Raw genomic sequence first — 26,548 nt, forward strand, 5'->3', positions numbered from 1 at the left:
GTGTACCTCACATCCGGAAGACGCCGTAGGAGACCGGTTCGAGCGGCGCGTTCGCGCAGGCCGCGAGCGCCAGTCCGAGCACCGTGCGGGTCTCAGCGGGATCGATGATCCCGTCGTCCCACAGCCTCGCCGTCGAGTAGTAGGGATTGCCCTGTCGTTCGTACTGCTCGCGCACCGGCGCCTCGACCGCCTCCGCGTCGGCCTCGCTCCACGGCTCCCCCGCGGCGGCGCGTTGATCGCCCCGCACCGTCGAGAGCACCTTCGCCGCCTGCTCGCCGCCCATCACCGAGATCCGCGCGTTGGACCACATCCACAGGAAGCGCGGCGAATACGCCCTCCCGCACATCGAGTAGTTGCCCGCGCCGTGCGATCCGCCGATCACGACGGTGAGCTTCGGGACGCGCGCGCACGCGACCGCCGTCACCATCTTCGCGCCGTGCTTGGCGATACCGCCCGCCTCGTAGTCGCGGCCGACCATGAACCCCGTGATGTTCTGCAGGAACACGAGCGGCGTCGAGCGGCGATCGCAGAGTTCGATGAAATGCGCTCCCTTGACGGCGGATTCGCCGAACAGCACACCGTTGTTCGCGACGATCCCGACCGGATGCCCGTCGATGTGCGCGAAGCCGGTCACCAGGGTGCGGCCGTACTCGGCCTTGAACTCCTGGAACCTGCCGCCGTCGACGATGCGGTCGATCACCTCGTGCACGTCGAAGGGCGTGCGGGAGTCGACCGGGACCACGTCGTACAGCTCGTGCGGGTCACCGAGGGCCGCGAGCGCGGGTTCGGTGCGCCACGGGACCGGCTCGCGCGGGCCCAGGGTGCGCACGATCTCCCGGACGATGCGCAGCGCGTCGAGGTCGTCGTCGGCGAGATGGTCGGTGACACCGGAGATCCGGGAGTGCAGTTCGCCGCCACCGAGTTCCTCGGCCGTGACGACCTCGCCGGTCGCTGCCTTCACGAGCGGCGGGCCGCCGAGGAAGATCGTGCCCTGCCCGCGCACGATCACGGCCTCGTCGCTCATCGCCGGCACGTACGCGCCGCCGGCGGTGCACGAACCCATGACCGCCGCGATCTGCGCGATCCCCTGCGCACTCATCGTCGCCTGGTTGTAGAAGATGCGGCCGAAGTGGTCGCGGTCGGGGAAGACCTCGTCCTGCCGCGGGAGGAAGGCGCCGCCCGAGTCCACGAGGTAGATGCACGGGAGGCGGTTCTGCAGCGCGATCTCCTGCGCGCGCAGGTGCTTCTTCACCGTCATCGGGTAGTAGGTGCCGCCCTTGACGGTCGCGTCGTTCGCGACGACGACGCACTCGCGCCCCTCGACGCGGCCGATCCCGGTGATGATCCCCGCCCCCGGCGACTCGTCGTCGTACATCCCGTGGGCGGCGAGCGGTGCGATCTCCAGGAAGGGGCTGCCGGGGTCGAGGAGTGCGTCGACGCGCTCGCGCGGGAGCAGCTTGCCGCGCGCGACGTGGCGCTCGCGCGATCGTTCGCTGCCGCCGAGCGCGGCCGCGGCGAGAGCCGTCCGCAGTTTCGCGACGAGTGAGACATGGGCATCACGAGGGGTCTCGGTGTGACGATTCTCGCCGTCGATGCCGCTCTGCACATCGCTTGTCATGCGAACCTCCCGGTTGACGACGAACCCAAAAGAGTTAATGATCGATAACCGAACTCAAGATAACCGCACCACAGTGTGTTGTCCAGCACACGACAGACAGGAGTGTGACCGTGACCACGAAGACGGAGCCGCGGACATCGCCGCCGACGACTCGGCGTGGTCGCATGAAGGCCGATCGCCGGCGTCAGCTGCTCGACGCGGCCGCGCGGCTCATCGCCGAGCGGGGATTCCACGGCGTCCGCCTCGAGGATCTGGGTGCGGCCGTGGGCATCAGCGGCCCCGCCGTCTATCGGCACTTCCCCAATAAGGACGCCGTGCTCGTGGAACTGCTCGTGGGAATCAGTACGCGACTGTTCGACGGCGGCACCGAAGTCACCGAGTCCGGCTCCGACGCCGCGGCGACGCTCGAGGAACTCGTCGACTTCCACGTCGACTTCGCGACGAGCGAGCCCGAACTGATCCGCATCCAGGATCGCGACCTGGACAATCTCCCCGACGACGCGCGGCGCGAGGTCCGCCGCACCCAGCGCCGCTACGTCGAACTGTGGGTCGCGGCGCTGTGCGCACACGACCCGGCGCTCGCGGAGGCCGATGCGCGCGTCGTCGCCCACGGCCTGTTCGGTCTGCTCAACTCGACGCCCTACAGCGCGCGGCGCGGCTCGCTCGCCGACAGCAAGCCGGTGCTCCGCGCCGCGGCGCTCCGGCTGATCGGGATCGCGGCCTGACCGGCACTAGGCATCCGGGACCGAACTACTCACCGGGAACCGAACTACTCACCGGGAACCGCGCGCTCCACCGCGAGCCGGACGAGTTCGGCGGCCCGATCGGCGTCGACGACGCCGGGCAGCGTGAGCCTTTCGAGGATCAGCCAGTTCAGCGCGAGGTGCAGCAGCGTCACCGAGTCGGCGCCCCCGGGCAGCCCGGTGGAGCGATAGTTGTCGACGTTGTACTCCATGTCCGCGCGCACCCGTTCGGTGAGCAGCGCCTGGAGCTCCGGTCGCCGCGTCGCCTCGAGACGTAGTTCGAGGATCGCGAGGTAGCCGGTGCGGAAGCTCGCGACTCGCTCGACGACCTCGGTCATGACGTCGACGAGCGACTCGCGGGTCTGGGGCTCGCGCGCGGCCGCGATGGTCTGCGCATCGGGAGTCAGTCGCTCGTAGTACCGATGCCCGACCTGAACGAACAGGTCGTCGCGGTTCGTGAAGTAGTTCGACGCCGTGCCGACGGGCACTCCCGCTTCCTCGTCGACACCACGAAAGGTCAGGCCGCGCGCACCGCGCTGCGCCAGCACCTCGATGGCCGCGTCGAGCAGTGCCCTGCGGCGCTCCGGATTGGTACGAACCACGTCACTCCCTCGGTCACGCGCACCGTACCACTGCGGACGTAGTGATTCAGGTTCGTGGACCCTCCTCGTTGGCCGCGGCCACGACCGCCGCGAGCCGCCCAGGCCCCGGAGGACGTGCACGGAGCAGTGGCGCCACCGCCGCTGCCGCGACGGCGATCGCGAGTAACACCTCGACGAACACCACCGTCTCCGCGGACACGTCGAGCGCGAACCCGGCCCGGGACTCGACGACGAGCCCGATCACGGCGACCGCAGCGCCGGACACCCACGTGACCCGCTGCTGCGACCGCACTCCGAGGACGACGAAGACGGCACCGAGGAAGACCAGGTAGCCCAGATGGAATGCTGCGACCGGCAAGAGCGCCGGTGCGGCGACGAGCGCGAGCAGCGCGGCGATCCCGTAGCCGGCTCGCCTGCCACCCATGCCGTGACGGGATCGCTCGCGGGCCCGCCACACCAGCAGACCCAGCAACACGAGGGCACAACCGCCCGAGGCGATCCACGAGGCGAACGGCGGACCGTCGTGCAGCACCGTCGCTCCGGCGATCACCAGAATCCCGCAGGCGAGGGCGACGAGCGACGGGGACGCCGGATGCGGTCCGGGCGACGGCGGCGACGAGAGGTCCTGCATCGGTGCGCTCACGCCCTACACTCTGCGGCACGCAGCGAGTGACCGCCACCACCTATGACGAAGGCCATTTCCGCACCGCGCCAGAGTGTTTCCGACGCCGCGGTGCGCCCGCGCGGCTCCTGGTACAGAGCGTCTCACTCGATCAGCGCGAGCGATTCCTCCCGCATCTGCACCTTGCGCACCTTTCCCGTCACCGTCATCGGGAACTCGTCGACGATGTGGACGTAGCGCGGAATCTTGTAGTGCGCCAGCCTTCCCGAGCAGAACGCGCGCAGCGCCTCGGCGTCGAGCACGGCGGCGCCGTCGCGCATCCGGATCCACGCCATGAGTTCTTCGCCGTACCTGCTGTCCGGAACGCCGATCACCTGGGCGTCGAGGATGTCCGGGTGGGTGTAGAGGAACTCCTCGACCTCGCGCGGATAGATGTTCTCGCCGCCGCGGATGACGATGTCCTTGATGCGCCCCGTCACCGCGATGTAGCCGTCGTCGTCCATGACCCCGATGTCGCCGGTGTGCATCCACCCGTCGTCGTCGATCGCCTCGGCCGTCTTCGCAGGATCACGCCAGTACCCGAGCATCACCGAATAGCCGCGCGTGCACAGTTCGCCCGATTCGCCGCGAGGAACGGTCTCGCCCGTCACGGGATCGACGATCTGCACTTCGAGATGTGGCCCGACCCGCCCGACCGTCGAGACGCGCTGCTCGATGGAGTCGTCCGCGCGGGTCTGCGTCGAGACCGGCGACGTCTCGGTCATGCCGTAGCAGATCGACACCTCGGTCATACCCATCCGATCGATCACCTGCTTCATGACCTCGACAGGGCACGGCGAGCCGGCCATGATCCCGGTCCGCAGACTCGAGAGGTCGTACGACGCGAAGTCCGGCAACGCGAGTTCGGCGATGAACATCGTCGGGACGCCGTAGAGCGAGGTGCACCGCTGCTGCTCGACGGCACGGAGCGTCGCGGCGGGATCGAACGACTCGCCCGGAATCACCATCGCTGCACCGTGACTCGTGCACGCGAGGTTGCCGAGGACCATTCCGAAGCAGTGATAGAAGGGCACCGGGATGCACACGCGGTCGACCTCGGTGTACCCACACAGTTCACCGACGAAGAAGCCGTTGCCGAGGATGTTGCGATGGCTCAGCGTCGCACCCTTCGGGAAACCCGTGGTCCCGGAGGTGTACTGGATGTTGACGGCATCGTCGGGCGAGAGCCCGAGCGAGACGGCCGCGACCGTGTCGGGATCGTCCGCGAGAGCCCGCTCCCCCGCCGCGACGAGGTCGCTCCAGCTGTCCGTCCCGATGTACACGACGCTCGTCAGGTCCGGGCACTCGTCGCGCGACTCCTCGATCATCGCGGTGTAGTCCGACGTCTTGAAGGCCGTCGCGGCCACGAGCGTGCCGATCTGCGCCTGGTTCAGGACGTACTGGAGCTCGAACGTCCGGTACGCCGGATTGATCGTCACGAGGACGACGCCGATGCGCGCGGTCGCGTACTGCAGGATCGTCCACTCCGGGCAGTTGGGCGCCCAGATCCCGACCCGATCGCCCGTACGGACGCCCTGCGCGAGCAGCCCGGCCGCGACGACGTCGACGGCGCGGTCGAACTCGCGATACGTCCAGCGCCGCCCCGACGGGACGTCGACCAGGGCGTCGCGGTCGCCGTGACTCGAGACGGTGCGGGCGAGATCGTCACCGATCGTCCCGGCCGGGAGCGGCGTGTCGGTGGGACCGGAATCGCGACTCGGGGCACGGGGCGAACGTCGGTCGCCGTCGTTCTCCCGCAGGTCACCGGTGTCGGACACGGGGACTCCTTCCGCAGTGAAGTCGAACCACCTCGTCGGGTGATGCGTATCACAGTACGGCAGACTCAGGCCCCGGCGCCGAACAGCGACTCCGCGAGACGCGCCGCGACCATCACCACTGTCGCGTGCGGTCCGCGCGACGGAACGACCGGGAGAATGGAGCCGTCGACGACGTGCAGTCCGTCGACGCCGTGGACCTTGCCGGCGGGATCGACGACCGCGTGCGGGTCGCCGGCCTCCCCCATGCGGCACGTGCCGCTCGCATGCTGACTCGTCGCGAGGCGCTCGCGCACCCACGTGTCGTCCACGGGACCCGGCGGTACCCCCAGTCCCGCGCGCCGCAGGATCTCGACGGCGTGCGCCGCGCCCTCACGCAGCCGCTGCCGATCGCGGGCGGAGCGCAGATAGTCGTACTCGATCACCGCGCGGCCGCCGGACGATCGCACGACACCGCGCGCGTCGCTCGCCATGAGCGACACGCCCACACACGCGTCGCCGGGACCCGATCCCGGGATGAACCGATCGAAACCCGCTGTGTACGGTCGCATCTCGTATCCGTGCCACTCGCCGCACACCTCCAGCAGCGCGGTACCGGGCCGCAGTCCGTCCGCCGCGTAGGGCACGAGCACCTCGGGGTGATCCGACAGGCCGCTCCCCACGCCCGGAAGGTCGGTGACGACGGGGAAACCGCTGCCGCGCAGCGTTTCCGGTTCGCCGATGCCCGATCTCGTCAGCGCGAGCGGCGACTCGACCGCACCCGCACACAGGACGACCTCACCCGCCGCGACGACGTACTCTGCCTCGCCGTCACGCACCACGACTCCATGTACCCTGTTGCGCTGGAACAGAATACGATCGACTCGCACCCCGGTGCGGACGGTGAGGTTCGGCCGCCCGGCGACCGGCGCGAGACATGCCGACGACGTGCTCACGCGCACACCGTTCACGGCGTTCATCGGGACGGTACCGACGCCGTCGCGGCCGCCGTCGTTCATGTCGGCGACGTACGGCATCCCGGTGTCCGCCGCGGCGGCGAGGAACCGCGCGCTGACGGGGGCGAGATCGTGCAGTGGCACCCTGCTCACCGGGATCGGGCCCGCATCGCCGTGGCGCGGGCTGCTGACGTCGAGGTCGCGCTCGATTCGCCGGAACCACGGCGCGACGTCGCGCGCGGTCCACGTGGCCGGCCACGCCGCGAAATCGGCGTCGGGCGCACGAACGAAGTAGGCGCCGTTGATCGCACCGGACCCGCCGACTCCGGTGCCGCGCCGCACGACGGTCGGGCTCCGATCGCGCATCAGGCGTGCGGGGTACTCGACGGCACGCGCCGCTCCCGGCCCGACCGGAAGCACTCCGATCTCACCGTCCGAACCGAGCGGCCCGGCGGGTCCCGATTCGAGGAGCAGCACCGTCCGTGCCGGATCGTCGCTCGCGCGTGCCGCAACGAGACACCCCGCGGACCCGGCACCGATCACGACGACATCGGCGCCGGGAATCACGGCGGACTGCAGATCACGAGCGAAGGCGCGGCACCAGCGGCCCGAGGGTTCGCTGCTCGACGGCGCCGCGCCACAATCCGGCACCGTAGGCGAGATCGTCGAGGCGACGAAAGAGGATGTACCGCACGGGATCGAGACCGCCCGAGCCGCGGTGCGAGACCCAGTCGACCGCGCCCTCGGCCACCGCGAGCGCGAGGGCGGCTCGGCGAATCCGCCGCGACAGCAGCACGGCGAGCAGCGTCACGGGCCAGTAGTGCCGACACGCCGCCGACGCGAGCTGCCACAGTCCTGCGACGAATCCCTGTGCCGTGAGCACCGCGGCGATCCGGGTCGGCTGATCGAGCGCCGCGACGGTCCGCCGCAGACGCGTGAAGACGGCCGCGAGTGCGACGAGCGCGCCGAGCAGGCCGACACGGGAGAGGGCCGTGGCCGCGAGACACGCGCCCAGCATCCACGGGGACATCGCGAGCGGCGGCACCTTGTCCTCATGCCGCCGAATCAGCCGCGCCGCGCCCGTACCGTAGAACGAACGCCGAGTCATCCACGAGCCCAGACGAACTCGGTGATCGTGCGCGACACGCGCGACCGGCTCGTAGCGCACCCGCCAGCCTGCGTCGAGAAGCCGCCAGCACAGATCGACGTCCTCCGCGACGTGCATCTCGTCGTCGAACCCGCCGAGTTCGGCGAGGACGTCGCGGCGCGCGACGACCGCGGCGCTGGGAACGTACGACACCGGGCCGCCGGCCACGACGGCCGACTCCTTGCGGCCGAGATCGAGCGACGAGCGCGCGCTCTCGTATCGCGCGAGTGCCGACGTCTGCGGTTCGAGCGCGACGATCCGCGGCGCGACGAGCGCGACGGCCGGGTCGCTGAAGTGACTGAGCAGCGGCTCGATCCAGCCGGTGCGGGGAACGACGTCGGAGTCGAGGAAGGCGACGAACGGCGTTGTCGCCACGCGCATTCCGGTGTTGCGCGCGGCGGCGGGGCCGCGCGGCGAACGATGCCGCAGGACGGTCACGGAGCCGATCGAGCCGCGCGCGGGATCGGGCACCGAGACCGGGACGGACGAGCCGTCGTCGACGACGACGACGTCGAAACTCTGCAGCGATCGCAGCAACCGGATCAGCCCGTCGGGGTTGTCGCGGACCGGGATCACGATCGTGACGTCACGTGGCGACGGGCAGCCGGTGGGGCGCGGGTTCGCGACCCCCGAGTCGAGCAGCCTGCGTGCGACCCCCGCCGACTGCTGATCCGAGACCTCGAGATAGCCGCCGTCGCGGATCATCGGCGGCCGCGCGCGGTGCGAGCCGCACCATGCGTGTCGGCGAGCCGCCGATGAGGACCCGACCCTCGGAGTAGCTGCGCACTCGTGGGTCGATCCGCACACCGAACCCGTCGGGTAGGCGCCCCTGCGTCACTCGAGTCTCCCCTCCGATCCCGGTGTCCAGCGCCGATAACACTCGTGCGCCCGCCGGTGCATGTCCGTCAGCAGGCGCAGGCCGTACTCGGCACTCGCGCGTGTCGGGTCCCCCAGCACACCGCTGCGAGACACGCTGACGATACCGCCCGAACGCAACCGGGACATGAGAGTTGAGACAGGTTCGCTGTTTCCGGCGACGGCCCGGTCGAACCGGACCACCTCCGGGCACAGGTGTAGCAGTATGGACGTTTCGGTGAGCCCGGCATGCGCGTCGCCTGCCACGACGCACGGGAGCCACGCGGCGTCGCGCCCTTCGCTGCGCAACGTGACCACCGCGGCCGCGATCGCGTGGGCGTTTCCGCCGTGACCGTTGACGAACACCACCCTCGATGCCCAGTCGCACACCGATCGGCCGTATTCGAGGATCAGGAGTTCGAGCGCGGCGAGCCCGATCGAGACCGTCCCCGCGAACCCGGCGTGCTCGCCGCTCGCGCCGTACGCGATCGCGGGCGCGACCAAGGCGGTGTCGTCAGCGGCGGCGAGCCGTGCGGCGATCTCGGACGCGATCCGTGTGTCGGTGTCGAGCGGCAGGTGCGGCCCGTGCTGTTCGACGGACCCGACCGGGACGATCACCGTGGCCGGCGTGACCTCGGGCGAGGTGAGTCGTCCGAGACCGCGGGCACCGGGAACGGTGGTCACCGGTCGTCAGTCGGCGACGGAGACGACTCCGGCCCCGGCACCCACCCCGAGGTCGCGGCGGAATCCGGGCGGGACGACGACGTCGTCGGCGGTCAGCGCGTGGACCGAGTTCTTCCCGAGGCCCATGACGGCGGAGTCGACGCCCGAACGCAGCACGTCGAGAACGTTCTCGACTCCGGCCTGACCGTTGGCCGCCAGGCCCCACAGATAGGCGCGGCCGATCATGACGGCGCGGGCGCCTAGCGCGAGTGCCTTGACGACGTCGCCGCCGCGGCGGATCCCGCCGTCGAGCAGGATCTCGACGCGATCGCCCACCGCATCCACGATCGCAGGCAGTGCTCGGATCGACGCGGGAGTCGAATCGAGGTTGTTGCCACCGTGGTTCGACACCGAGATCGCGTCGACCCCGACGGCGGCGGCGCGGCGAGCATCGTCGACGCGCACGACGCCCTTGAGCACCAGGGGCCCGTCCCACTGCGAACGCACCCAGGCGATGTCGTCCCAGGTCGGCAGTGCCGACGACATCCACTGACCGTAGGCACCGAAGAAGGTCGGCGCGGGCCCGTCCGGTGGCATCAGGTTGGGTGTGGTGAGATCGGGCAGCTCGCCGCGCTTCGCGTACTCGAGCAGCCACCGCGGCCGCATGATCCCCTCGGGACCGAACTTGATCATCGCGGCGCGATCCATCTGCTCCGGGATCGCGGGCGAACCCCAGTCGCGCCCCATCGAGAACGACCAGTCGAGCGTGAGGACGAGCCCCTTCGCTCCTGCCTCCTGCGCACGCCGCATGTGGCGGAGCATCTCGTCGCGCGTTCCCATCCAGTACAGCTGGAAGAGTGTCTGCGGGTTGACCGCCACGACCTCCTCGATCGGCTTCGACGCGAACGAACTGAGCCCCATGCCGATTCCCCGTGCCGCAGCGGCACGTGCGACGGCGACCTCGCCGTCGGGATGCACGGCCTGCACCCCGGTCGGCGAGATCAGAACGGGGAACGACAGGGGCATTCCCAGGACGGTCGTGGCGAGGTCGCGGTCGTCCGCGAGGCCGACGACGTGGGGCGCGAACCCGATCTCCGAGAAGGCCGCGACGTTGTCGGACACGGTGACGTCCTTCTCCGAGCCCGCGAGCAGCGCCGAGTACACCGACTTCGGCAGCCGCTTGCGGGCACGCCGCTGCGCCTCCGCGACGGTCTCGAACCACGGATTGCGCGCCCAGGGGTTGTGTGCGAGAGGATTCTTCACGACGACTCCGTTCGAGCCAGGCCGGCGGCGGGGAAAGGCAGATCGGCGAGCGGGTTCTCGTCGCACGCCGTGGTGGGCCGACGAGGTGGTGTGGCGAGCAGTGTCAGCCGGACCGGTGCACCGGTCCTGCGGCGTCCGGTCCGCGAATGATCCACTGCTGCAGCGGGAACCGTGCGATCGGCAGCCAGCGCGACCTCCCCGAAGCCCTGCACGCACTCGGGATCGGGCCCGTCCATCGGCAGGCCGGTGAAGAACTTCGCCGCCATGCAGCCGCCACGGCACGCGTCGAAGTGGCCGCACGACGCGCACGCGCCCGCGGACTGCGGCTCGCGCAGTTCCGTGAACAGTGTCGACTCACGCCAGATCGCGCCGAAGCCACCGTCGGTGAGGACGTTGCCGGCCAGGAAGTTCTCATGGATCGCGAACGGGCACGCGTAGACGTCGCCGACCGGATCGATCAGGCACACGACCCGTCCCGCCCCGCAGAGGTTGAGCCCGGGCAGGGCATCGCCGTAAGCCGAGAGGTGGAAGAAGCTGTCCCCGGTGAGGACGCCCTCGCCGTGCTCGACGAGCCAGTCGTAGAGCTGCCGCTGCTGCTGTGGCGTCGGGTGCAGGTCGTCCCACACGTCGGCTCCGCGACCCGACGGCCGCAGCCGTGTGATGCGCAGCGTCGCGTCGTACCGGTCGGCGAGTGCCGCGAAATCGTCGAGCTGGCTCACGTTCTCGCGGGTGACGACCACCGAGATCTTCGCGTCGCGGAAGCCCGCCGCCGAGAGATTCTCGAGTGCGCGGATCGCGGTCGCGAACGATCCCGGGCCGCGGACGGCGTCGTTGACCTCGGCGGTCGCGCCGTCGAGCGAGATCTGAACGTCCACGTAGTCGCTCGCCGCGAGCCGGGCCGCGGCCTTCTCGTCGATCCGGACACCGTTCGTCGAGAACTTCACGCCGACGTGGTGCTCCGTCGCGTAGTCGACGAGTTCCCAGAAGTCCGAGCGCACCGTCGGCTCCCCGCCGCCGATGTTCACGTAGAACACCTGCATGCGTTCGAGTTCGTCGATGACGGCCTTGCACTGCTCGGTGGTCAGTTCGCGGGGATCGCGTCGCCCCGACGACGAAAGACAGTGCACACACGCGAGATTGCAGGCGTAGGTGAGTTCCCAGGTCAGACAGATCGGGGCGTCGAGACCGCGCTCGAACTGGTCGATCAGCCGGCCGGGCGAAGCGGCTGTCGTCACGAATCCTCCTCGTTCGCTGGAGCACCCCCGCGGCGAACGATCATCGCGGAGTCCGCGAGCGCCCGGAGCGCGGCGAGATAGGGCTGTGCGGCGGCACCCGCGAGGCCGTGTCCCCGAAGCGCGGCCGACGCGCTCTCGTGGTGTTCGAGAGACCGCACGACGTCGACGACGGCGCGACTCTTGAGAAACGACAGCTTGCGGGTCCCGAAGTGATAGAGCAACGCGCCGAACGGTTCCGGACGCACCGCGACCTGCGCATGCAGCGCCCACGACGCGTCCGGGTCGAACGCGGCAGCCTGCTGCGGCATCTCAGTAGACGCCGCACATACCGTCGATCGAGACCTCTTCGACGAGCGTCTCCTCGACGAGAACCTCGCCCTCGTCGCCGTGCGTGACCTCACCGAGGCCGGGATCGTTGTGAAATGACATCGGAGCCCTCTCGTCGTGATGAGTTGCGATCGTGATGAGTTGCAGCAGTCACACCCGGTGATTCGAGTGTTCCATGTCACGATAGTAATGGCACCGAGTGCAGAATTCCAGACCGACAGCGAGAAAGGGCGACCGAAAGCCGTGGCCTCCAACCGATCCAGCACGACCGGCCCCGGCCGGCGACCCGCGACGTCGCGCGATCACATCAGCACGGTCGCCCTCGAGCTCTTCGTCGAGAACGGGTTCGACGACACGAGCGTCGACGACATCGCGGAAGCGTGCGGCATCGCACGCCGCACGCTCTTCCGCTACTTCCCCTCGAAGAACGCGATCCCCTGGGGAGACTTCGACGAGCAGTTGGCCCGGATGAGAGCGCGGCTCGCCGACACCTCACCGGGCTCGGCCATGTCCGCCACGCTCACCGCCGCGCTCCTCGACTTCAACTCGTTCCCCACGGAAGAAGCCGCGAACCACCGGAGACGAATGGAGCTCATCCTTCGTGTCCCTGCACTCCAGGCCCATTCGGCGATCATGTACGCCGGATGGCGGGACGTCATCGCCGACTTCGCCGCCGCCCGCCTGCGAGTCCCCTCGGATTCGCACGTGCCGCGCGCGATCGGGTATCTCCTGCTCGGCGTCGCACTCGCCGCCTACGAGAGCTGGCTCGGTGACACCGATCGCGACCTGGCGGACCTTCTCACCGAAGGAATGGCGATGGTGGCACACGGTATCGACGGCTGAGTCTCGATCGCCGCACGAACCGTCACCCGACGTACGGGTGACCGTCAGAACTCGATGCTCACCGCATCGCTCACGGGCCGCGCCTGGCAGCCGAGGACGTATCCGGCGGCGATGTCGTCGGCGTCCAGCATTCCCTGGTGCGCCATCTCGACCTCCCCGTCCGTGACGGTGCACGCGCACGATCCGCACTCGCCCTCGCGGCACGAGTACGGCGCGTCGAGCCCGTTCGCGAGCATGACGTCGACCAGCGTCGACGAGCGCGGCCACACGAGTTCGTGTGTCTCCCCGTCGAGTTCGACGACGGCGGTCGCGGCGTCCGCGGCGTCGTCACCCTCGGGGACGACGATCTCCTCGAACGGATCGCCCGACAGCGACGTGAAGACCTCCGCGTGCACGTGATCGGCGGGCATGCCCGCTTTGTCGAGCCCGGCGCGCACAGCGTCCATGAACGGCGTCGGCCCGCAGAGGAAGGCCCGGCGCGGCCGGTACGGGCGGGCCAGTGCCGCGAGCGACGCCGGCGTCGGCAGCCCCTGCACCGATTCGAGCTGGTGGATCACGGTCAGCCGATCGGCGTGCGCCGCGGTCAGCTCGCGCAGTTCCTCGGCGAAGATCACCGAGTTCTCGTCCCGGTTCGCGTACACGAGGGTCACCGCGGCACGCCCGCCCCCCAGTGCGCTCTTGAGGATCGACATGACGGGCGTGATCCCGCTGCCCGCGGCGAACAGCAGCAGGTCCTCGTCGAGATCCGGCGGCGTGAACAGGCCCGACGGCGGCAGCACCTCGATGGTGTCGCCGACCGCGACGTGATCGCACACCCAGTTCGAGCCGTACCCGCCGGCCGTGCGCTTGACGGTGACCTTCGGTGCCTCACCCGTGTGCGGGGAACTCGCGAGCGAGTAGCAGCGCGCGACCGATCCGGTGCGGTCGCTCGGAATCCGCAGGGTCAGAAACTGCCCCGGCCGGTAGGCGAAGCGGTCGCGGCACTCGGGCGGTACCTCGAAGACCAGCGAGCGCGCATCCGCGGTCTCCTCCACGACGGCCGCGACCGTCACCACGATCGAGCGAGTACCGGGGCGTGTTTCGACGGAGCTCATGCATCCCGTCCTTCCATGCGTCGAGCGAACCTACGCACGGGACCCAACCATGTTGCGTGCGTCACGACGGCCTGGCGTCCCGATGGTCGGGAATCAGCCCCACCGCGACTGGCCGCCGTCGAGCGGGATCGTCGCGCCGGTGAGGTAACCGGCGTCGGGGCCGCAGAGGAACGCCACGGCGCGGCCGATGTCGGCCTCGGGATCGCCGATCCGTCCGAGCGGAATCCCCGCGACGAACGCGGCCGCTTCCTCGGGGTTCGTTTCGGCCCAGCGTTCGAGGGCGGGGCTGGCCGCATGGGGTGCGACCGCGAGCACCCGGATGCCGTCGCTCCCCCATTCGCAGGCCGCGGCGCGGGTGAGCGAGCGCATCGATTCCTTGATCGACGCGTACACGCCGTAGTTCGACGCGTCCCAGCGCACGGCCGCCGAACTCACGAGGTTGATCACGGTGCCGCCGCCCCGCGCGCTCATGTGCGGGTGCGCCGCGCGCATCGTGCGCAGCGTCGCGAGCGGCCCTGTCGCGAACGATCTCTCGTAGTCCTCGTCCACGACGGAGAGCAGCGGTCCGGGACGGCAGTCGTTCGCGTTGTTGACGAGGATGTCGATGCCGCCGAACGCGGCGACCGTCTCCTCGACGATGCGTGCGGCGTCGTCGCGCTCGCTGACGTCGCCGACGATCGCCGCCGTCCGGACGCCCAGGTCGTCGAGTTCGGCGCACGTGCGCCGGACGCTGGATTCCGTGCGGCCCGCGACGGCGATGTTCGCGCCCTGCTTCGCGAGGGCGAGCGCGATTCCGCGTCCGACTCCCTGTCCTGCCCCGGTGACGAGCGCTGCCCGGTCCGACAGCACACCCGCCGTCGTCACGAGGCTCCCGTGAACGACGCGGACCCGCCTGCGATCGCGGTGGCGCCGTCGGCGGCGACGTCGAACACGTGGCCGTCGCCCTCGTGCCAGGCACGCACCTGCAGGTCCTGGCCTGGGAACACCGGTGCAGCGAACCGTCCTTCGAGCGCCGTCAGGTCGGCGGGATGGGCGCCGACGGCGCGCGCGAGACCGAGGGCGCTCGCCGCGAGACTGCACAGCCCGTGCATGATCGGGCGCGGCTGACCGATGTGGGCGGCGGCCTCGGGATCGATGTGGATGAGGTGGCGGTCGCCCGTGAGCCGGTACAGCGCGGCCTGATCGGGGGAGGTCGCCGTCGTCGCCTCGACGTCGGGCTCGCGCTCGATCGGCTTCGGCTTCGCCGGTCCCCGCTCGCCGCCGAATCCGCCCGCGCCGGGAGCGAAGATCGACCACGTCGCCTCGAAGCACCGGGACTCGACGCGGACGTCGAACACCGCCGCGCCCCCCTTGTCCCAGACGTTCGCGACGCGCGCATGCAGGTCGAGTTCGCCGCGCGGCGGGAGCGGAGCGAGGACGTCGAGCCGCTGCGAGCCGTGCAGTGCCGTCGCGGTGTCGAACGCACCGCGCGAGCCGAGCTGATCGGGCGCCCACTGCGCGAGGGTGAGCGCGAACGTCGGCAGCACCCGCAGCCGGTTCTCGAGGACGAGGTCGAGCTCGGTGGCGCGGGCACCGACCGCGAGCGCATACAGGATCGCGGCGGATTCGTCGTAGGCGACGGTGCGCCGGCCGAGCTCGACGCCCTCCCAGTCGCCCGCGCACCGCACCGGGTTCTCCGTCGTCGCTCTCGTCATCGTGTCTCCTGACTCTCGAGGATCAATCCACTCGTGGGGACGGCCGTTCCCGCCGTGACGACGACGCGCTCGACGCCCCGGGGCGGCTGGTTCACCGACTCGCCGCGCACGAGCCGCACCGCTTCGGCGATGCCGTTGACGCCGTGCAGATAGGCCTCGCCGATCTGTCCGCCGTGCGTGTTGGCGGGAAGTGCTCCGTCGCGTTCGAGGTTCCCGTCGGCGACGAAGTCCTTCGCCTCGCCCACGCCGCAGAACCCGAGCTCCTCGAGTTGCGGGAGCACGAGCGGGGTGAAGTGGTCGTAGAGGATCGCGGCGTCGATGTCACCGGGCCCGAGCCCGCTCTGCGCGTAGAGCTGCCGTCCGACGACGCCCATCTCGGGGATTCCGGTGATCGAGGGCCGGTAGTAGCTCGTCATCATGTGCTGGTCCCTGCCCGAGCCCTGCGCGGCGGCGGCGACGACGGCCGCCGGTTTCGGGAGGTCGCGCGCACGATCGGCGGACACGAGCACGAGTGCCTGTCCCCCGTCCGTCTCCTGGCAGCAGTCGAGTAGATGCAGCGGTTCGGCGATCCAGCGCGACCGCTGATGATCGTCGAGCGTGATGGGCCGCCCGTGGAACCACGCCGCGGGATTCGTGGCGGCGTGGCGCCGCGCGAGTACGGCGATCCGTCCGAAGTCCTCACTCGTCGCACCGTATTCGTGCATGTACCGGCGTGCGAACATCGCGACCCATTGAGCGGGAGTGCTCAGTCCCTGCGGCGTCAGCCAGGCGTAGGCCGCGCGGTCGGCCGTCGTGTCCATCGGCCGATCGTGCTGGCCGAGCCCGAACCGTACGCCGGACCGTTCGTTGAACGCCCGGTAGCAGACGACGACCTCGGCGACGCCCGTCGCGATCGCCATCGCCGCCTGCTGCACCGTCGCGCAGGCGGCACCACCGCCGTAGCCGACGCGCGAGAAGAACGACAGCTCGCCGAGCCCGCAGTTGCGCGCGACGATCACCTCGCCGTTGGTCTCCATCGTGTACGTGCTCAGCCCGTCGACCTCGCCGGGCTCGATGCCGGCGTCCGCGAGCGCCGTCGTGATCGCCTCGCATGCGAGTTGCAGTTCGCTGCGGCCGGAGTTCTTGGAGAATTCCGTCGCGCCGATGCCGACGATCGCCGCGGTCCGCGACAGGGTGCTCATCGGCCGTCTCCCTGCAGGGCCGGCAGGTCCACCTCGACGGTGCCGGTGACGTGATCGCCCAGCGAGTTCGCGCCGCGCACGTCGACGACGACACGGGTGCCGTCCACCGCCGCAACCGCGCCCGTGAGGCGCATCGTGTCGCCGGGGTAGTTGGGGGCGCCGAGCCTGACGCGGATGCGCCGCAGCCGAGCGGACGGTCCCGCCCAGTCGGTGACGAACCGGCCGACGAGCCCGTTGGTGGTGAGGATGTTCATGAAGATGTCCTTCGAGCCGCGCTGGACCGCGAGTGCGGGATCGTGGTGGACGTCCTGGAAGTCGCGGGTCGCGAGTGCCGTCGCCACGATGAGCGTGCGCGTGAGCGGGATGTCGAGCGGCGGGAGTTCGTCGCCGGTCCGCACGGCGGCCTCGCGCGTGAGGTGCGACGTCATACCGCCACCACCCGTCCCTCGGCGACGAGCCTGCCGAGGTGTGCGAGTTCGGCCGAGGCGCCGCCGAGCGTCACGGCGAGTTGCTTGCCCCACAACAGGTATCGGTGCTGCGGGTAACCGATGTCGACACCGATGCCGCCGTGCAGGTGCTGGGTCCGGTGCACGACGCGCTGGCCCGCGTCCGCCGCCCACCACTTCGCGATCGCGATCGCCGACGCCGCGTCGGGCTCGCCGTCAGCGGCACGGCCCACGGCCTGCCACAGCGTCACCCGCATCGCTTCGAGGTCGATGTGGCTGTCGGCGAGCTGATGGGCGACCGCCTGGAACGTCGCGAGCGGACGGCCGAACTGAGTGCGCGCGTTGAGATGCTCGACGGTGCGGCGCACGCTCGCCTCGCCCACGCCGAGCGCGAGCGCGGACACCGCGAGCGCGCACCAGCCGGCGAGGGCCTCGGCGCCGCCGGAACCCGGTGCAGCGAGGGCACGCGCGGGCGTTCCGTCGAACACCAGTGTCGCGCAGCGCTCGTGCGTCGTGGACTCGCCGTCCTGGTGCACTGTGTCGCCGTCCTGGTGCACCGACTCGCCGTCCTGGTGCACCGACTCGGCCGGATCGACGACGACGAGCACGGGCCCGTCGTCGGTGTGCGCCGACACCACGACGGCGGTGGCGAGATGAACGGACGGCACCGCGAGCTTGGTGCCGTGCAGCGACCACCCGTCGCCGGTGCGATCGGCGCGCAGCCGCGGCGCCGTGCGCTCGGCCCCGCCGCCCTCTTCGAGCGCGACCGTGAGGATCGTCGTGCCGTCGGCCGCGCCGGGCAGCAGTTCGCCGCGCAGCGCCTCGTCGCCGAACTCGCCGATCGCCCACGCCGCGAAGACGTGCGGCCACAGCGGCACGAGTGCGGTGTGCTCGCCCTGTTCCTCGAACAGCGGAATCGTCGCGGCCGGGCCGAGCCCGCCGCCGCCGTGGGCTTCCGGGATCGCGAGACCCGTCAGGCCGGTCTCGGCGAGTGCGGTCCACGTCGTGCGGTCGATGCGGTCGGTGCTCGCTTCCGTGGCGGCGAGTCGGTCCGCCGCACCGGCGAACACGGTGCGCGCCAGATCACGCACCGTGCGCTGCTCCTCGTCGTAGGAGAAATCCATCAGAGTCCTTCCTCCACTGCGCGGAACCCGGGCAGCGTCAGTTCCGGGTCGGCGTCGATCCAGTCCAGCGTCACCGGCATTCCGATGCGCACGTCCTCGGGCGCGATACCGATCGTGTCGGCGACGAGCCGCGTTCCCTCGGCGAGTTCGATCACGGCGACCACGAGCGGGTACTCGAACGCGTCAAGGACCGGATGATGATTGACGACGAAGCTGTAGACGGTGCCGTCACCGCTCGCGTCGACGGTGTCCCAGTCCAGCGACCGGCACTCCCCGCACATCGGGCCCGGCGGATGACGCAGCGCCCCGCACGCCGTGCACCGCTGGATCACGAGCCGGTGCTCGCGCGCCGCCTCGAACCAGAAAGCGTTGTCGGCGTTGATCGCCGGCCGCGGCCGCCGGGCACGCGGCGGCTCGGTGGGGGCCGGTGCGAAGCGCAGCGTGCGCCACCGCTGCGTGCCGACGACCTCACCGCCGCTGCGATAGGTCTTCAGCGTCGTGACGAAGTGCCCTCGCCCGAGCGCGGTCCGCTTCTCGGGCGAGATCGACTCGACGACCTCCTCGACGGTGACGACGTCGCCCGGCTCCAGTTCGCGCTCGAACTCCTGATCCGAGTCGGTCGCGACGACCGACGTGAAGCCCGCGCCGTCGAGCAGCGCGATCAGTTCCGTCCAGACCGGTGACGCCGCGCCGGGATTCGCGACATCGGCGTACGTGCGCATCGTCCACACCTGGAGCATCTGCGGCGGCGCGATCACCGACGTCCGGCCGCTCGCGCGTGCTGCGTCGTCGTCGCGGTAGACGGCCGAGGTGTCGCCCATCGCGTCGGTCCAGTGCCGGATCATCGGCGTGTTCACCGGGTCGGGGCCCGCCGTCTCGGGGACGAGGGTGCAGCCCTCGAACGTGCGGAGCCGCTCGTGGAAGTCGCTCACGCACGCCTCGCTCGCGCCGCACCGAGTTCGCCGACCGCGACCATGTCGCGCAGCACCTCGTTGACGCCGCCGCCGAACGTGTTGACCACGCCCTGACGGGACAGCTGTTCGAGCTGCCCGGCGAGGACGGCACCCTCCGATCCCGGGCGCAGTCGTCCTGCGGCACCGACGATTCCGAGCAGCGTGCGGTACACGTCGAGGTGCGTCTCGGTGCCGTAGACCTTCGTGGCTCCTGCCGATCCGCCCGTGAGCCGGTCCTGCGCGACCTCGGTCGCCATCTTCCAGTTGAGCAGCCGCATCGCTTCGAAACGGGCGTGAGTACGGGCGAAATCCTGCTGCACCCAGCCGATGTCGAGCAGCCCTTCACTCCGTGCCCAGTCGAGCACCTGCGCCCAGAGCCCGTAGGTGCGACCGCCGAGTGCCGCGAGGCCGATGCGTTCGTGATTGAGCTGCGCCGTGATCAGCGACCAGCCGCCGTTCTCGTCGCCGACGAGATCGCCGGTGCCTGCGCGCACGCCGTCGTAGTACGTCGCGGTGACGGTGAGTCCGCCCACCGTGTCGATCGGCGCCCACGAGAAGCCCGGATCGCTCGTCGGCACCGTGAAGATGGAGATGCCGCGATGCTTCGGTGCGTCGGCGTCGGTGCGCGCGGCGAGCCACACGTGGTCCGCGGTGTTCGCGCCCGACGTGAAGATCTTGTTGCCGTCGATCGACCAGCCGTCGTCGTCGCGCGTCGCCCGGGTGCGCAGCGAGGCGAGGTCCGTACCGGCCTCGGGCTCGGTGTAGCCGATCGCGAAGACGATCTCGCCCGCGAGAATGCCGGGCAGGAAGCGCTGCTTCTGCTCCTCGGTGCCGTACTTCATGAGCGTCGGCCCGACGGTGTTCACCGTGACGAACGGGAACGGCAGACCCGCGCGCTGCACCTCGTCGAAGAAGACGAACTGCTCGTCGGCCGGGCGGCCCTGCCCGCCGTACTCGGTGGGCCAGCCGATGCCGAGCCAGCCGTCCTTGCCGAGCAGCGAGACGATGTCGCGGAAGTGTTCGCCGCCGACGCCCTGTTCGCCGGCGACGCGGCGGACGTCGGCGGGCACCAGCCCGGTGAAGTACTCGCGCAGCTCGCGGCGCAGTTCCCGATGCGCCGCGCTCTCCCTCAATTCCATGATCCGGACGCTAACGAGACGCGAAGTCGGGTGCCGTCGACGTCCCGGCCATCGGGACCATCACTGCCACCCGCCCGCGTCACCGCCTGCAATGGCATCGTGCCCACACCGGTGTTTCGTCTCGACGACCTCACGACCGAGTACGCGCGTGCCGTCGATCGCCGCGACCGCGACGCGCTCGTCGCGCTGTTCGCGCCCGATGCGCGCCTGATCCGTCCCGCAGCCCTGCGCGGCGACGGCCCCGATCCGGTGGGCGCGCAGCAGATCACGGACACGATCCTGGGTTCACTCGCCCATCTCGTCTCGACGCGGCACGACGTCGGGCAGCAGCGGATCGAGCAGGACGGCCCCGAGACCGCCACCGGTGAGACGTGGTGCGCGGCCCACCACTTCTACGAGCGTCGAGGGACCGTGCACGACGACTGCGTGCACATCCGCTACGCCGATCGGTACATACGTATCGACGGGCGGTGGGTCTTCGCCGAACGCCACCTCGATATAGGCGGCGGAGCCGCTCGTGCGTGACTTTCCGGTCCAGAGACCGGAAAGTCACGCACGAGCGCGAAGCGCCTGCATCGTCGCACGACGTTCGTCGGGGTTGCCACCGAGCGCCGCGAACGGTACGACGAGATCGGTCGCTCCCGCGGCGACGAGGGTGCGGGAGTGCTCGACCGTCGCGTCGAGGTCGATCTCGCCATCTCCGCCCCGCACCACGGACAGCCGGCCGCGGACCTGCAGCGACTCCGGGTCACGTCCGGCGTCGGCGAACGCCTTCCGGAACACTCTCACCTGCTCGGCGAGCGTGTCGTCGTCGATACCCATGATCGGGATCCAGCCGTCGCCGTAGCGCACGGTCCGCGCGATCACCGCCTTCGACGCCGAGCCCGACACCCACACCGGGATCGGACGCCGCGGCGAGCAGTACACGTCGCCGACCTCGCCCGCCGAGGTCCGGATCGTCGCCGGGGCCGACGACCACAGCGCCCGGCACGTGTCGAGCGTGTCGTCGAGCAGCCTGCCGCGCTCCCCGAAATCGAGACCCACCGCCTCGTATTCACGCTTCTGCCAGCCCGTGCCGACCCCGAGTTCGAGACGCCCGCCCGACAGACGATCGACGGTCGCAGCCGTCTTCGCGAGCAACGCACCGCCGCGCAGCGCCGCGATGACGATGCCGGTCGCCAGCCGGATCCGCGACGTGCGTGCCGCCACCGCCGCGAGCACCGAGAGCGGTTCGAGCCACTCGTCGTCCGGAACGGAGGGGAAGGCGGACCACGTGTAATCGTCGGTGTCCGAACCCATCACGACGTGATCGGTCACGAGGACACGATCGAAGCCCGCATCCTCGGCGGCGACGCACGCGTCGAGCAGCGCCGACCAGTCGCCCCCGGCGAGAGTGGATCCGAAATTCGGGACGTTGACGCTCAGCTGAACCACGAGACTCCTGTTCGTTCGTTCGGTGGGGTGTCACGCATGTCGCGGCCGGTTCGTCCAGCCGCCCTCGGCGCGCGCGAACCACCCACCCGCGGCCTTGGAACCGCCGCCGACGTGGATCGTCGTCCCCGTGACGTAGCGCGAGAGCTCCGAGCCGAGGAACAGGGCCGCACCCGCGACGTCCTCGGGTGTTCCGGGACCGCCGAGCGGTGCCCACCGGGGCCACGTCCCGCGGTCCTCCTCGGCGACGATGTCGTCGTACGGCACCTGCACGGAGTCGATGAGGTCGGGCGCGATCGCGTTCACACGAATCCCCCGCGGCCCCTCCTCGACGGCGAGGCTGCGCGTGAACTGGTGCACCGCAGCCTTGTACGCCGAGTAGACGGTGTGCCCGGGTATCGCGCGGTGCGCCTCGACCGTCGTGAGATTGACGATCGACGCACCGGGCGCCAGCACCGGCAGCGCCGCGTGGGTGAGCCGCAGGACGTGCCCCAGGTTGATCTCGGCGAGCTCGTCCCACCAGGCAGGCTCGGTCTCCGCGAACCGGCGCGGCGGGCGCAGGAAGTGGCCGACGTTGTTGACGAGGACGTCGGGTCGCGCCGCGACGACGAGGTCTGCGGTCGTAGCGTCGCGCGCGTCCGCGAGCACCGACTCGATGGTCCCGCCTGCCGCGGGATCGAACACCGGGTCGTCTGCGGCGACGACGTCGAGCGAGGTGACGTGGGCTCCGTGCGTCGCGAAGGCGACGACGATCGCCGCTCCGATCCCGCGCGCGCCGCCCGTCACGACAGCGCGGCGTCCGGCGAGCAGCGGCCCGACCGTCGTCATGGGGTTCATGGAGTTCGCTGGGTTCATGGGGTCCGCCGGGCTCATCGGGTCACCGCGATCCGGTCGACGCATGCGGTGAGGTGATCGGCGGCTTCCTGGACGGAGCCGATGTCCGGTGGCAGCGACAGCACCATGCGGCTCGCACCGCGCGCCCGGGCGCGATCGAGAGAGCGCTCGTCGAGCCGCGTCACGAGACCACCGAGCACGATCTCGACGTCGGCCGGATCGCGGCCGGACTCGCGTGCCGTGGTGCGCACCGTGTCGAGTGCGCCGTCGAGCGCCTCACCGGAGAGCCCCAGCGGCTGGAAGCCGTCGCCGAGCCGGCCGGCCCGCCGCGCCGCTGCGGCGCTGTGTCCGCCGATGTGAATCGGAACCCCCTCGGTGCGAGCAGGTTTCGGGTAGCTGTACGCACGGTGGACGCTGTAGTACTCGCCGTCGACATCGACGCCGCCCTCACCCGACCACAAGGCTCGCATGAGCGTGATCGCCTCGTCGGCGCGCCGGCCACGCGAGGCGAAGTCGCCGCCGCACGCCTCGATCTCCTCGCGCATCCAGCCCATTCCGACGCAGATTCGCACGCGCCCGCGCGACAGCCGGTCGAGCGTCGCGAGCCGCTTCGCGAGCACGACGGGATGATGGTCCGGCAGCACCAGCACGCCCGTCGCGAGCCCCAGCCGCTCGGTCGCACCCGCGACGAACGACAGGAGTTCGAGCGGGTCGGGGATGTCGCAGTCGTCGGGCAGATGCGAACGCCCCGACGACGCGTAGGGGTACCGGCTCTCGGTGCTGCCGACGACGACGGCGTGCTCGACGGCGGAGATCTCGTCGAAGCCGAGCGATTCGGCGGCACGCGCGAACGGCACGATCCAGTCCGGGTCGGCCGTCTCGCCGGTCTCGACGGGCACCACGACGCTGAGCCTCATACGCCTCCTTCGCGTGTCACGACGCCCGACCGGCTGCTACGTCCCGAGCAGCCGCGTCCTGCCGAACCGCGCGAACTCGGCGTCGAGCGCGTCCCTGTCACCCTCGGACATGAGGGCGTACTGCGGGCTGCCACGTCCCACCCATCGGAACACCGCGTCCTCGGTCCGCCAACGCTGCTGCTGCAGAGTGCGTTTGAGGACCTTGTTGGACCCGGTCACGGGCAGCGACGCCGACACCCGTAGCAAGCGCGGCGCGGACTTCGTCCCGAGGTCGGGCTGGACCGCCAGGAAGTCGGCGAACGCGACCGGGTCGAACGCGTCGACGTCCGCGACCTCGATCGCCGCCATCACCTGATCGCCCGAGCGCGGGTCGGGCACGCCGAACACGCCCGTCGCGACGACGCCGGGGTGGCGCCGCAGGATGTGCTCGATGTCGAGTGCGGACGTGTTCTCGCCGTCGACCCGAATCCAGTCGCCCTTGCGTCCCGCGAAGTACAGAAAACCCTGCTGGTCGACGTAGCCGAGATCGCCCGTCCAGTACCAGCCGTGACGGATGCGGTCGGCGACGGCGGACTCGTTCTTGTAGTAGCCCTCGAACCGGGACGCGCCGGCCTTGTCGACCATCTCGCCGATCGCGTCGTCGGGGTTGAGGACGCGGCCGTGCTCGTCGAGCCGTGCCGGAGCCTTGTCGGTGAGAGTCTCCGGATCGACGATGGCGATGTTCTCGTTCGCGGGCCGCCCCAGCGCCCCCGGCGGCGCGGCCGGGTCGCGCACCACCGAGCCGGCACCTTCGCTCGACCCGTATCCCTCGAACAGCTCGGCGCCGAATCGCCTGACGAATTCGGCCTTGTCCTCGGGCGATGCCTCGGTCCCGAAACCGCGCACGAGGGTGGTGTCGCGGTCGCCGGGACGCTCGGGCGTCGCCATGAGATACCCGAGCGCCTTGCCGACGTACGTGAAGAACGTCGCGCCGTAGAAGCGGACGTCGGGCAGGAATCCTGATGCCGTGAACTTCGGCGTCAGACACACCGTCGCGCCGTTCGCGAGCGCGGGCGCCCACAGTGCCATGAGGGCGTTGCCGTGGAAGAGCGGCATGCAGCAGTAGTCGACGTCCTCGCGCACGTGCCCGTACTTCGCACTGTTCGCGTAGGCGAGCCGGGCGAGCCGGCCCTGGCTGCACCGCACCGCCTTCGACGCACCCGTCGTCCCCGACGTGAACAGCAGCAGGAACAGACTCTCGGCCTCGACCTCTGCTGCCACGACCCCCGCATCCTCGAGTCCCGTGTCCGCCGTGTCGGGGCGGCGGTCCGCCACGGCGTTGCGATAGGCGTCGGAGTCGATCGAGAGGATCCGGTGTTCGGGCAGCACGTCGAGAGCGACGAGTTGCTCGCGTCCGGCGTCGTCGGTCACGATCAGCTGCAGATCGACGTGCCGGATCTCGGCTGCGAGGTCGTCGCCGCGCCGCGTCGGGTTGATGCCGACGATCGTCGCGCCGGCGAGCGCCGCTCCCCCGAGCCAGAACACGAAGTCGGGCACGTTCTCGAGGAGGACGCCGATGTGGAACGGCCCGGGCTCGCGGAGGTCGGTGGCGAGTCGCGCACGCGCGGCGCTCTCGCGCACGACCCCGTCCCAGCTCCACGTGTGCTCGCGGGTGCGCAGACCCGGATGCTCGTCGCCCAGGCGATCCAGCAGCATCGCCGCGATCGTGGCGTGCTGCGTCGCGGTGGAGCCCGCCTCGAGATCAGCTCGTGCGGAGCACACAGTGTGTCCCTCCGTAGATCGCGGTCATGCACTTGTTGCAGTGGATGCACAGGCCGGAGCGATGATCGCCCCGGCGGATCTGCTCGACGAGATCGGGCTCGCGCAGCAGTGCCCGCGCGATCGCGACGTACTCGAACCCTTCGTCGACGGCGAGCTGGATTCCGGCACGATCGGTGATGCCGCCGAGGAGCACGAGCGGCAGCGTCACCGCGGCGCGGATCTGGCGCGCGTCCTCGAGCAGGTACGCGTCGCGGTACGGGTACTCGCGCAGGAAGTGCTTGCCGAAGAGCTGGACACCGAGCTTCGTCGGCTGCGGCATGACGGCCGCGAACTCGCGCAGCGGAGCGTCGCCCTTGAACAGATACATCGGATTGAGCAGCGAGCTGCCCGCGGTGAGTTCGAGGGCGTCGACGGTGCCGTCGGCCTCGAGCCACTGCGCGACCTGGATCGCCTCGTCGACCCAGAAGCCGCCGCGGACGCCGTCGTCCATACCGAGTTTGGCGAGGATCGCGATACGGTCACCGACCGAGTCGCGCACCGCGCGGCCGACGCGGCGAGCCAGCCGCGCCCGGTTCTCGAGCGAGCCGCCGTACTCGTCGCGACGGCGGTTCGTGCGCGGGCTCAGGAAGGAGCTCACGAAGTAGTTGTGACCGAAGTGCAGCTCGATCGCGTCGAAGCCCGCCTCGATCGCGCGATTCGCGGCGCGGACGTGCCGCTCGACGATGCGGTCGAGGTCCGCCGACGACGCGCGGCGCGCGAACGACTGTGTCGTGAGCCGGAACTGACGGCTCGGCGCGAGCGCGGGCGCGTGGTTGTACTTCGCGCTCGCGACGGGGCCGGCATGACCGATCTGCGCCGAGATCGCGGCGCCCTCGTCGTGGATCGCGTCGGTGAGCGTCCGCAGGCCGGGCATCGCCTCGTCGTCCCACGTGATCTGTCCCGGGGACGTGCGCCCGTCCTTGTCGACGGCGCAGTAGGCGACGGTCGTCATCCCGACGCCGCCGCGCGCGGGCCTGCGATGGAACTCGATCAGCTCGTCGCTCACCCGGCCCTTGGGGGTGAGCCCTTCGAAGGTTGCGGCCTTGATGACGCGGTTGCGCAAGGTGATCGGCCCCAGCTTCACGGGGCCGAGGAGGTCGTCGGTCGGTGTGCCGGGCACGTCCGGCGGCGCCGCGGCGCGAGGCGAGGTCGTCATGGGTGCTCCTGCTCGAATGGGTGCGACAGGTTCGCAACGCTAACCACGGGCCCACAAGGACATTCGGGTTGTCTCGGTGAGTGGTAACGCCGGCCGGACGGGTGCGCACGCG

Annotated in this window: 26 protein-coding genes and 1 pseudogene; 3 read left to right on the forward strand and 24 right to left on the reverse strand. The window is 70.4% G+C overall.

The features are described from left to right. Positions 1–7 precede the first annotated feature (7 nt). A complete protein-coding gene (locus RR1_RS12610) occupies positions 8–1,618 on the reverse strand; it encodes a carboxyl transferase domain-containing protein (RefSeq protein ID WP_010837260.1) in 1,611 nt (536 codons plus the stop codon). Positions 1,619–1,782: 164 nt separating this feature from the next. Between RR1_RS12610 and RR1_RS12615 the strand changes: the two genes are divergently transcribed. Next, on the forward strand, positions 1,783–2,343 hold the full coding sequence (locus RR1_RS12615) for an SACE_7040 family transcriptional regulator (protein WP_051111077.1): 561 nt from the start codon (positions 1,783–1,785) through the stop codon (positions 2,341–2,343). 44 nt (positions 2,344–2,387) lie between these two features. Here RR1_RS12615 and RR1_RS12620 read toward each other — a convergent pair whose 3' ends face one another. From RR1_RS12620 to mftA, 10 genes and pseudogenes are all read right to left on the reverse strand, one after another. Next, on the reverse strand, positions 2,388–2,963 hold the full coding sequence (locus RR1_RS12620; protein WP_010837258.1) for a TetR/AcrR family transcriptional regulator: 576 nt from the start codon (positions 2,961–2,963) through the stop codon (positions 2,388–2,390). Between the two features lie 46 nt (positions 2,964–3,009). Beyond that, positions 3,010–3,606: a hypothetical protein gene (locus RR1_RS12625; protein WP_010837257.1), complete on the reverse strand. Its 597-nt coding sequence runs from the start codon at positions 3,604–3,606 to the stop codon at positions 3,010–3,012. 122 nt (positions 3,607–3,728) lie between these two features. Next, a complete protein-coding gene (locus tag RR1_RS12630; RefSeq protein WP_040772428.1) occupies positions 3,729–5,297 on the reverse strand; it encodes an AMP-binding protein in 1,569 nt (522 codons plus the stop codon). A 170-nt stretch (positions 5,298–5,467) separates the two neighbouring features. Continuing rightward, a complete protein-coding gene (gene mftG, locus RR1_RS12635) occupies positions 5,468–6,985 on the reverse strand; it encodes a mycofactocin dehydrogenase MftG (protein ID WP_238558942.1) in 1,518 nt (505 codons plus the stop codon). Further along, positions 6,915–8,319 (reverse strand): annotated as a pseudogene (gene mftF, locus RR1_RS12640) (mycofactocin biosynthesis glycosyltransferase MftF). Before mftF ends, mftG begins: the two are co-directional and overlap by 71 nt. Beyond that, a complete protein-coding gene (gene mftE / locus RR1_RS12645; RefSeq protein WP_010837253.1) occupies positions 8,316–9,020 on the reverse strand; it encodes a mycofactocin biosynthesis peptidyl-dipeptidase MftE in 705 nt (234 codons plus the stop codon). The pseudogene mftF and the gene mftE overlap by 4 nt, the downstream one beginning before the upstream one ends. A 6-nt stretch (positions 9,021–9,026) precedes the next feature. Then, positions 9,027–10,262, reverse strand: a complete 1,236-nt coding sequence (mftD, locus tag RR1_RS12650) for a pre-mycofactocin synthase MftD (protein ID WP_010837252.1) — start codon at positions 10,260–10,262, stop codon at positions 9,027–9,029. Continuing rightward, positions 10,259–11,497: a mycofactocin radical SAM maturase gene (gene mftC, locus RR1_RS12655; protein ID WP_010837251.1), complete on the reverse strand. Its 1,239-nt coding sequence runs from the start codon at positions 11,495–11,497 to the stop codon at positions 10,259–10,261. The genes mftD and mftC overlap by 4 nt, the downstream gene beginning before the upstream one ends. Beyond that, entirely contained in the window at positions 11,494–11,805 is a 312-nt protein-coding gene (gene mftB / locus RR1_RS12660; protein WP_010837250.1) for a mycofactocin biosynthesis chaperone MftB, read from the reverse strand. Before mftB ends, mftC begins: the two co-directional genes overlap by 4 nt. 1 nt (position 11,806) lies before the next feature. After that, the gene (mftA, locus tag RR1_RS12665) at positions 11,807–11,926 is read right to left on the reverse strand and encodes a mycofactocin precursor MftA (protein ID WP_010837249.1); all 120 of its coding nucleotides are present in this window, start codon (positions 11,924–11,926) and stop codon (positions 11,807–11,809) included. Between the two features lie 141 nt (positions 11,927–12,067). On the opposite strand from mftA, the gene mftR reads away from it, so the two are divergent. Continuing rightward, positions 12,068–12,667 carry a mycofactocin system transcriptional regulator MftR gene (gene mftR / locus RR1_RS12670; RefSeq protein WP_040772427.1) on the forward strand — a complete coding sequence of 200 codons (600 nt, stop codon included), beginning with the start codon at positions 12,068–12,070 and terminating at the stop codon, positions 12,665–12,667. 44 nt (positions 12,668–12,711) lie between these two features. Here mftR and RR1_RS12675 read toward each other — a convergent pair whose 3' ends face one another. The 8 genes from RR1_RS12675 to RR1_RS12710 all read right to left on the reverse strand — a co-directional run bounded on the left by RR1_RS12675 (position 12,712) and on the right by RR1_RS12710 (position 20,298). Next, positions 12,712–13,761 carry a ferredoxin--NADP reductase gene (locus RR1_RS12675; RefSeq protein WP_040772411.1) on the reverse strand — a complete coding sequence of 350 codons (1,050 nt, stop codon included), beginning with the start codon at positions 13,759–13,761 and terminating at the stop codon, positions 12,712–12,714. Positions 13,762–13,854: 93 nt separating this feature from the next. Beyond that, entirely contained in the window at positions 13,855–14,625 is a 771-nt protein-coding gene (locus tag RR1_RS12680) for an SDR family NAD(P)-dependent oxidoreductase (RefSeq protein WP_010837246.1), read from the reverse strand. Further along, positions 14,622–15,455, reverse strand: a complete 834-nt coding sequence (locus tag RR1_RS12685; RefSeq protein WP_010837245.1) for a MaoC/PaaZ C-terminal domain-containing protein — start codon at positions 15,453–15,455, stop codon at positions 14,622–14,624. Before RR1_RS12685 ends, RR1_RS12680 begins: the two co-directional genes overlap by 4 nt. Continuing rightward, complete coding sequence (locus RR1_RS12690; RefSeq protein ID WP_010837244.1) at positions 15,452–16,636, reverse strand: lipid-transfer protein; 1,185 nt, start codon at positions 16,634–16,636, stop codon at positions 15,452–15,454. Before RR1_RS12690 ends, RR1_RS12685 begins: the two co-directional genes overlap by 4 nt. Next, entirely contained in the window at positions 16,633–17,064 is a 432-nt protein-coding gene (locus tag RR1_RS12695) for a MaoC family dehydratase (protein WP_010837243.1), read from the reverse strand. Before RR1_RS12695 ends, RR1_RS12690 begins: the two co-directional genes overlap by 4 nt. Beyond that, positions 17,061–18,206, reverse strand: a complete 1,146-nt coding sequence (locus RR1_RS12700) for an acyl-CoA dehydrogenase family protein (RefSeq protein ID WP_010837242.1) — start codon at positions 18,204–18,206, stop codon at positions 17,061–17,063. The genes RR1_RS12695 and RR1_RS12700 overlap by 4 nt, the downstream gene beginning before the upstream one ends. Beyond that, positions 18,206–19,138, reverse strand: a complete 933-nt coding sequence (locus RR1_RS12705; protein WP_010837241.1) for a bifunctional MaoC family dehydratase N-terminal/OB-fold nucleic acid binding domain-containing protein — start codon at positions 19,136–19,138, stop codon at positions 18,206–18,208. The genes RR1_RS12700 and RR1_RS12705 overlap by 1 nt, the downstream gene beginning before the upstream one ends. Next, complete coding sequence (locus RR1_RS12710) at positions 19,135–20,298, reverse strand: acyl-CoA dehydrogenase family protein (protein ID WP_010837240.1); 1,164 nt, start codon at positions 20,296–20,298, stop codon at positions 19,135–19,137. The genes RR1_RS12705 and RR1_RS12710 overlap by 4 nt, the downstream gene beginning before the upstream one ends. Before the next feature lie 99 nt (positions 20,299–20,397). Here RR1_RS12710 and RR1_RS12715 point away from each other — a divergent pair, with 99 nt between their 5' ends. Continuing rightward, entirely contained in the window at positions 20,398–20,823 is a 426-nt protein-coding gene (locus RR1_RS12715; RefSeq protein WP_040772410.1) for a nuclear transport factor 2 family protein, read from the forward strand. A 24-nt stretch (positions 20,824–20,847) separates the two neighbouring features. On the opposite strand, the gene RR1_RS12720 is transcribed toward RR1_RS12715, so the two are convergent. From RR1_RS12720 to RR1_RS12740, 5 genes are read right to left on the reverse strand one after another with little or no spacing between them, the layout of a single operon-like run. Beyond that, positions 20,848–21,732, reverse strand: coding sequence for a TIGR03619 family F420-dependent LLM class oxidoreductase (locus RR1_RS12720; protein WP_010837238.1), 885 nt, complete (start codon positions 21,730–21,732; stop codon positions 20,848–20,850). 30 nt (positions 21,733–21,762) lie between these two features. Next, positions 21,763–22,602, reverse strand: a complete 840-nt coding sequence (locus RR1_RS12725; RefSeq protein WP_040772409.1) for an SDR family NAD(P)-dependent oxidoreductase — start codon at positions 22,600–22,602, stop codon at positions 21,763–21,765. Then, positions 22,599–23,480: an LLM class F420-dependent oxidoreductase gene (locus tag RR1_RS12730; protein ID WP_010837236.1), complete on the reverse strand. Its 882-nt coding sequence runs from the start codon at positions 23,478–23,480 to the stop codon at positions 22,599–22,601. Before RR1_RS12730 ends, RR1_RS12725 begins: the two co-directional genes overlap by 4 nt. Positions 23,481–23,516: 36 nt before the next feature. Then, complete coding sequence (casI, locus tag RR1_RS12735; protein ID WP_040772425.1) at positions 23,517–25,175, reverse strand: steroid-22-oyl-CoA synthetase; 1,659 nt, start codon at positions 25,173–25,175, stop codon at positions 23,517–23,519. A gap of 46 nt (positions 25,176–25,221) precedes the next feature. Next, positions 25,222–26,436: an NADH:flavin oxidoreductase gene (locus RR1_RS12740; protein ID WP_010837234.1), complete on the reverse strand. Its 1,215-nt coding sequence runs from the start codon at positions 26,434–26,436 to the stop codon at positions 25,222–25,224. Between the last annotated feature and the right edge of the window lie 112 nt (positions 26,437–26,548).

Source organism: Rhodococcus rhodnii NBRC 100604 (assembly GCF_001894925.1).
In the GTDB taxonomy this organism is placed as follows: Bacteria; Actinomycetota; Actinomycetes; order Mycobacteriales; family Mycobacteriaceae; genus Rhodococcus_F; species Rhodococcus_F rhodnii.

Excerpts from the sequence above, each read along its gene's own strand:
- RR1_RS12610 (WP_010837260.1), bottom strand. The coding sequence starts at position 1,618 with ATGACAAGCGATGTGCAGAGCGGCATCGACGGCGAGAATCGTCACACC.
- RR1_RS12615 (WP_051111077.1), top strand. The coding sequence starts at position 1,783 with ATGAAGGCCGATCGCCGGCGTCAGCTGCTCGACGCGGCCGCGCGGCTC.
- mftB (WP_010837250.1), bottom strand. The coding sequence starts at position 11,805 with ATGCCGCAGCAGGCTGCCGCGTTCGACCCGGACGCGTCGTGGGCGCTG.
- mftA (WP_010837249.1), bottom strand. The coding sequence starts at position 11,926 with ATGTCATTTCACAACGATCCCGGCCTCGGTGAGGTCACGCACGGCGAC.
- RR1_RS12675 (WP_040772411.1), bottom strand. The coding sequence starts at position 13,761 with ATGAGCTCCGTCGAAACACGCCCCGGTACTCGCTCGATCGTGGTGACG.
- RR1_RS12685 (WP_010837245.1), bottom strand. The coding sequence starts at position 15,455 with ATGACGAGAGCGACGACGGAGAACCCGGTGCGGTGCGCGGGCGACTGG.
- RR1_RS12690 (WP_010837244.1), bottom strand. The coding sequence starts at position 16,636 with ATGAGCACCCTGTCGCGGACCGCGGCGATCGTCGGCATCGGCGCGACG.
- RR1_RS12695 (WP_010837243.1), bottom strand. The coding sequence starts at position 17,064 with ATGACGTCGCACCTCACGCGCGAGGCCGCCGTGCGGACCGGCGACGAA.
- RR1_RS12700 (WP_010837242.1), bottom strand. The coding sequence starts at position 18,206 with ATGGATTTCTCCTACGACGAGGAGCAGCGCACGGTGCGTGATCTGGCG.
- RR1_RS12710 (WP_010837240.1), bottom strand. The coding sequence starts at position 20,298 with ATGGAATTGAGGGAGAGCGCGGCGCATCGGGAACTGCGCCGCGAGCTG.
- RR1_RS12725 (WP_040772409.1), bottom strand. The coding sequence starts at position 22,602 with ATGAGCCCGGCGGACCCCATGAACCCAGCGAACTCCATGAACCCCATG.
- RR1_RS12730 (WP_010837236.1), bottom strand. The coding sequence starts at position 23,480 with ATGAGGCTCAGCGTCGTGGTGCCCGTCGAGACCGGCGAGACGGCCGAC.
- casI (WP_040772425.1), bottom strand. The coding sequence starts at position 25,175 with ATGCTGCTGGATCGCCTGGGCGACGAGCATCCGGGTCTGCGCACCCGC.
- RR1_RS12740 (WP_010837234.1), bottom strand. The coding sequence starts at position 26,436 with ATGACGACCTCGCCTCGCGCCGCGGCGCCGCCGGACGTGCCCGGCACA.